Source organism: Halomonas sp. (assembly GCF_041689495.1).
Classification (GTDB): domain Bacteria; phylum Pseudomonadota; class Gammaproteobacteria; order Pseudomonadales; family Halomonadaceae; genus Halomonas.
Map to the genome: position 1 here is coordinate 1 of NZ_JBDNGD010000080.1, position 6,558 is coordinate 6,558.

The window sequence follows — 6,558 nt, forward strand, 5'->3', positions numbered from 1 at the left end:
GCGGGAAACTTGAAGGCGATGGCCCAGCGGGGAGCGCGGGCGACGAAACCCAGCTCACGTTGCAGGCGCAGGTCGTCGACCTTGATCACCACCCCATCGATGTCGTAGCCGAGTCCATCGCGTTTCTCGCCGAGCCGACGGCAGTAGTCGATCACCCCCTCGGCGCCCTCGACCACGGCCAGCGCCTGACTGGTGCGAAAGCCCAGGTCGCCGAGACGCGCCATCAGCCGGCTGTGACTGGCATCGCCAGTAGCCGGCTCGATGCGCGCTACCTGGTAGGCACTGAATTCCAGCGGTCGTGTGGCAGTGACCTTGGGGTCGAGCTGGCGCAGGCTGCCGGCGGCGGCATTGCGGGGATTGGCGAAGACCTTGCCATTCTCTCCCCGGGCGCGCTGATTCAATGCCTCGAAACCCTCATGGTTCATGATCACCTCGCCACGCACCTCCAGCAGGTCCGGCGGCTTGTCATCGCGAAGCCTGAGCGGGATGGAGCGCAGGGTACGCAGGTTGGAGATAATGCCCTCGCCCGTGCGGCCGTCGCCGCGGGTGGCACCGCTGACCAGTACACCTTGCTCGTAGACCAGTGAGACGGCAGCGCCATCGAGCTTGGGTTCGCAGCAGAAGGCCAGCGGCTGTCCATGGCTCTCGAGACGATCGGCAATGCGCCTGACGAAGGCCTTGATCTCTTCTTCGCTGAAGGCGTTGTCCAGAGACAGCATGGGCACGGCATGCTGCACCTCGGGAAAGCCGGCATCCGGCGCGGCACCCACCCGCTGGGTGGGTGAGTCGGGCGTCACCAGTTCGGGATGCGCGTCCTCCAGCTGCTGGAGGCGACGCAGACGGCGATCGTAGTCGGCATCGGTGAGCTTCGGCTCATCGAGCACATAATAGCGGTAGTTGGCATCGTCGAGCTCGGCACGCAGGCGCGCCACATCGTCGAGGATCTGCGGGTCGGCTTGGGTCATGGCGTCCCTGGTCTGGTTACGTTAAATCCGACAGGCTCCTAGCTTACCAAAGCAACAACCCCCGAAGGGAGACCATCGGGGGTTGTTGGCTTTCGGCTAGCCGCTCGGCGCTAATTCACCTGATAGCGGTTGAGACGATTACGTCGCTCAAACTCCTGAACGCGCTGGCGAGCGAATTCCACGGTCTGGGCGGTCATCACGCTGAGGTTCTCGTCCTTCAATTCGCCACCCAGATTGCGCACGACGACCATGGCCGTCTCGACCATGGCCTCGAAGGCAGCCGCGGTATCACTGGCACCGGGCAGTGGCATCAACAGCGTCACGCCAGGCGTGAAGAAGTCATCCATGGCCTCGATGGGGAAGATGCCCGGCTTGAGGGCGTTGACCATGGAGAACTGCAGCCGACTCTCGGGATCCTCGGTCTCGAAACGGTGGAAGATGCCCATGTCACGGCTGTAACGCAGCCCACAGGCCAGCATCAGATCGAGCAGGACCGCACCCGAGAAGCCTTCCTCTTCGCGGGACATGATACTTATCACGATGATCTCTTCCGAGTGACTCAGCGCATGGCGTGCATGCTCGGCACTGACGTCATGGCGCAGCGCCTTCTCGAGAACCGGGTGAGCTCGGACCACGTCATTCTGGGAATGATCCGCCGGGGAGGCATCCTGCGTTGCCATCTCCGCGTCCAGGTCGTCAAACCTGGCGTCGTCGAGGCTGTCGTTATGACTGAACGTGGTGTCGACCCTATCGGCATGGCGCGACTGGGTCTGGGCCTCGGCCTCGAGGCGACGCCTGTCGGCCTCACGGCTCGCCTTCTCGCTGTCATCACGCTGGCGCTGCGCTGATGCCTTGACCGCCTTTTCGGCCTTTTCCTGATCTCGACGTTGCTTCTTCAGACGCTTGTTGTCGCGTCGCTCGGCCAGGGTCTTCTGCAGGGAGGCACCGAAACGCTGGACGGAATCCCCGACACGCCGAGAGCCACTCTTGAGTGAATTCCCCATGCCGTCGAAATCCACCAGGCGGTAGCGGTCCTCGTCCTGGAAGTCATCATGGTCACCCGGATCGGCGACCAGAGGCTCGGATGGCCTCAAGGGATCGGGATCGGCGGCGGTCGTCGTGTCGTCCAGTGTCGACAGGCGAGGTTCTCGACGTTCAGGCGCGGGATCCGCCTGGACATCGGAAGCCTGGGCGGTAACAGAAGGCTGGGCGGTAACAGGTGAGGGGCGGTTCGGTGTATCTCGGTCTTCCACCTGATCAGAGGAAGCGGGACGGAGAGAGGGCCTGTCGGCATCCTGCTTCGCGGACAGTGACGACGTCGAGGCGGCATCCCGAGATTTAGCCGCCTTCGAGTGGGCTCGGATATTCTGTCCGACACCCTCTCCCACCGCCGGGCCTTCCGGCTGGGTAGACGCCTTCCATGCCGACAATACTCGAGAGGGCCCGGGATGTTCCTGGCGCTCCAGCTTGGGCTTGGCCTGCAGACTACTGAAGTCGGCAGGACTGACGACTCGAGCTCCGCCATTGGGCAGTTCCCAGTTTATCTCGGCCTGGCGGGCCGCCTCTTCTGGATCAATCTCAGGATCAAGACGGCTCTTGTCTTGAGCGTCTCGGGCATCAATGCCCACCTGATCTAGACGTGGGACTCCACGCTGGCGCTGAAGCCGACGGAACCCATCGATGACGATGAGTGTCACCAGCGCCAACCCCAGAATGATAAGCCACTCTCTTAGTTCCATGGGTCGTCATGCCTTTTGCTAAGGCGCCATGCCTGATGGATGTTCGTGAACAGCATAGCGCGATTGCCAAAAAAAGGGCCACTTTTTTTAATTGTCAAGCTCAGCGATTTTCTTCCGAAGTCGACGGTGCCCTGTGCAATCGCCCTTCCATCATCTCCGTGCTTCCATGCAATGCAACGAATCTCACGACCCTTGGTACCTCTTTTAGGGCCCGCAATCAAGCCTATCATGTCTCCGCCAGGGCCGCGGCCTCCTCGACACCCACGGCCACCAGACGCGAGACACCCGGCTCCTGCATCGTCACCCCCATGAGTCGTTCGGAGGCTTCCATGGCAATCTTGTTATGGGTGATATAGATGAACTGAACGGTCTCCGACATCTCCTTCACCAGTCGTGCATAGCGCCCGACATTGGCATCATCGAGTGGCGCATCCACTTCATCGAGCATGCAGAAGGGCGCTGGATTGAGCTGAAAGATGGCGAATACCAGCGACAAGGCAGTCAGTGCCTTTTCCCCACCGGAAAGGAGATGAATGGTGCTGTTCTTCTTCCCCGGAGGGCGTGCCATGATGGTCACTCCCGTCTCCAGCAAATCATCGCCGGTGAGTGTCAACCATGCGGTTCCGCCACCGAAGACCCGTGGAAAAAGAGACTGCAGACCGGCATCGACTCGCTCGAAAGTGTCGCGAAATCGCGTCCGTGTTTCCTGATCGATTCGGCGGATGGCACGGTCGAGGGTCTCGAGGGCCTCGCTGAGCTCGGCGTGCTGGGCCTCCAGGTAATCACGACGCTCGGCCTGCTGGTCGAACTCCTCGATGGCGGCCAGATTGATGGCGCCGAGCCGGCGGATGCGCTCTCCGAGCCCCTCCAGACGGGTCTGACAGGCAGACTCGGTGGCATTCGGATCCAGCGTCTCGGACAATGCCACCGGATCATGACCCAGTTCACGAAGCTGTTCGTCCTGAGTCTCGGCCTTGAGGGACAGGGCCTGAGCCTGAAGGCGAGACGCCTGAAGCCGCTCGCGAAACCCCTCGAGGTTTCGCTCATGTCCCTGGCGGGCCTGCTCGTCCTCACGGAGCCCCTCAACCCGTTCCGCTGCCCTGGCACGCACCTCGTTGAGCAACCGCTCCTCCCTCTCGCGAAGATCGAGGAGTTCCTCCAGCTGCTTCCGACGTTCCTCTTGTGGCTCCCGCAGGTGCTCACGGGCCTCCTCGAGCTCGACCAGGCGTCCCTCGAGCCGCTCGCGGGTCTCCCCGGCACGCCCCTGCTGCTCGGCCAGACCGGCTCGTTCCGTGGTCAATCGCTGATGTTCGAGGGCGAGTGCCTGGGCCTTCCCGGCCAGGGGATGCTGGCGGCTGCGTAACGAGGCGAGGCTTTCCCTGGCCTGCTGCCGGGCGCGGTCGAGATGTTCACGGCGTTCGGCATCCTGGTCGAGACGCGCCATGGCCGCCTGCCAGCGATCCCGTGATGCCTCGATCGCGAGAAGTGCTTCCTCGCGCGACTCGGCAAGCGTGGCCAGCTCCTCGGCGAGCTCGACAGCCCTTGCCTCGAGGTGCTCCAGCCGACTGTGCAACCCGCTTTGCTGAACGGCCAATTGCTGGCGCTGCTCGTCGAGCTGTCGCTCCTGAGTCCTAAAGTGCTCCAGCTCTGTCTCTCCCCGGTTAACCGTCTCCACGGCTTCGACCAGGCGCTCTTCATGGTCGGCCAGCCGAGCCTCCAGGGTATCCAGGACCTCACGAACTTCGGCCTGGCGCCGGCGGCTGACCAGCAGGGCATCGGTGCCGTCGCCACGACCCTGGTGACGCACCCAGCCGGCGCCCAGCCAGAGGCCATCGGCGGTGATCAAGCTCTCGCCAGGGGCCAGGGTCCGTTGTGCGCCCCAGGCGGCCTCGCGCGAGTCGACACAGCGAATTCCCGCCAGCCATCCTCCCGCGGCTCCCGCCCCACGCACTCGAGCAGCCAGGCTATCGTCCGGAGCCGGTACATCCGCGGATTCGAGCAGATTGAGCTCCGCCGAGGGATATGCCTCAAGAGCCGCACGCCCCGAGGGGAGAGACACCAGGCGAGCCTTCAGCCAGGGCAACAGCACCCAGGACGTTACCTCCTCCCAGCCGGGATCGACCTCGAGCCGCTCCCCCAGTCGCGGAGACTCGGCCAGTCCATGCTCGGTCAGGTGGGCCTCCAGGGCCTCGTCATGATCGGTCAGCGCCGCCCGGATCAAGGCCTCCAGCGAGGCCAGCTCGCCCTGCAGGGTACTGCGACGCTGGCGGTCGGCCTCGCGGGCCTGTTCGATGTCGCGGGCCCGTGCCCTGGCAGAATCTCGTTGCGAGCGCAGGGATTCCCGACGCGCCTCTATTGCTTCCCGCTGGAGGTCGGCCTCCACCAGCCTCTCGGCCAGTTCACCGCCCTGCTCGGTAAGCAGGGCGATATCGGGCAGTTCCTCGTGCTGCCGGCGACGTCTTCGCTCATCGTCCTCGATACGCTCCAGTTGCGCCTCGAGCTCGCGGAGCCCGTCCTGGCTGCGTTCGGCATCACGGCGGGCCTCACGCCATTGCTCGTTGAAGATCTCCCACTCGGCCTCGGCCTCCTCGGCCCGCGGCTCGGCCTCTTCGAGGGCAGCCTCGAGCTCGGCCAACTGCTCGGCGAGATCCTCTCGTTCAGGGGTCAGCCTCTCGAGGCGGGCATCGAGATCCGCCAGGCGCGCTCGGTCGTCCTCTCCCAACTGGTCGAGGTCCGCCAACTCGCGGCGGGTGGCATCGAGGTCACTGGCCAGCTGGGCATCACGGGAACGACCATGTTCCAGATCCTGCTCCAGTCGGGCGATGCGGGTAGTGGTCTCGAAGAACCGCGACTGGCGTTCATCGAGATCCCGGGACAGGCGATCATGGTCGGCACGGGCCTTCTCCAGGCGGTTCTCGGCCTGGCGCATGCCCAGCACCTCACGCTCCACGGCGGTTTCCAGTTCGCGGACCCGGTGGGCCTCCTCCTCCTGGCTGGCCCTGAGGGCGCGACCGCGCAGTAGCGCCAGCTCTCCCTTCAGCCGGTACTCCTCCTGCTTGAGCGACTGATAGCGGCGAGCGGCCTCGGCCTGGCGTTGCAATCGCTCGAGCTGCTTGTCGAGCTCCTCGCGGATGTCATCGAGACGCTCCATGTTCTCGCGGGTGTGCCGCATGCGGTTTTCAGTCTCGCGGCGGCGCTCCTTGTACTTGGAGATGCCAGCGGCCTCCTCGAGGGTGGCACGCAGATCCTCGGGGCGTGCCTCGATCAGCCGCGAGATCATGCCCTGTCCGATGATGGCGTAGGAGCGCGGGCCGAGGCCGGTACCCAGGAAGAGATCGGCAATGTCGCGGCGGCGACACTTCTGGCCGTTGAAGAAGTAGGTCGACTGGCCGTCACGCGTCACCAGGCGCCTGACGGCGATCTCGGCGTATTGGGCATAGACACCCCCCATGCTCCCGTCGCGGTTGTCGAACAGCAGCTCGATGGAGGCCTGGCCCACCGGCTTTCGCCCGGTAGAACCGTTGAAAATGACATCGGTCATGGACTCCCCGCGCAGGGTCTTGGCGGAGGATTCACCCATGACCCAGCGCACAGCGTCGATGACATTGGACTTGCCACAGCCATTGGGACCCACGATGGCGGTCATGTTGCCGTCGAAGGGCACCGTGACCGGGTCGACGAAGGACTTGAAGCCCGCCAGGCGAATCGACTTAAGACGCATCGGCTTACTCGACGACCCGGTCGATCACCACCTCGACGGGATCACCGTCGGTGTCCCCTACCGTCACCCCCTCGAGGGTGCCGAACAGGTCGCCGGGCTGGGGCGTGGCCTCACCACTTCGGGAGACGCGCAC

The 6,558-nt window shown here is 64.2% G+C and carries 3 protein-coding genes; all 3 read right to left on the reverse strand.

Annotation, left to right across the window (positions count from 1 at the left end):
• A partial coding sequence (gene ligA, locus ACESMD_RS02595; protein ID WP_372610070.1) for an NAD-dependent DNA ligase LigA occupies positions 1 to 965 on the reverse strand: 965 nt, incomplete at its 3' end.
• A gap of 110 nt (positions 966 to 1,075) precedes the next feature.
• Entirely contained in the window at positions 1,076 to 2,704 is a 1,629-nt protein-coding gene (locus ACESMD_RS02600) for a cell division protein ZipA C-terminal FtsZ-binding domain-containing protein (RefSeq protein ID WP_372610072.1), read from the reverse strand.
• A gap of 226 nt (positions 2,705 to 2,930) precedes the next feature.
• Positions 2,931 to 6,425 (reverse strand): chromosome segregation protein SMC, encoded by a 3,495-nt coding sequence (smc, locus tag ACESMD_RS02605; protein ID WP_372610074.1) that lies wholly within the window; start codon positions 6,423 to 6,425, stop codon positions 2,931 to 2,933.
• Between the last annotated feature and the right edge of the window lie 133 nt (positions 6,426 to 6,558).

Excerpts from the sequence above, each read along its gene's own strand:
- smc (WP_372610074.1), bottom strand. The coding sequence starts at position 6,425 with ATGCGTCTTAAGTCGATTCGCCTGGCGGGCTTCAAGTCCTTCGTCGAC.
- ACESMD_RS02600 (WP_372610072.1), bottom strand. The coding sequence starts at position 2,704 with ATGGAACTAAGAGAGTGGCTTATCATTCTGGGGTTGGCGCTGGTGACA.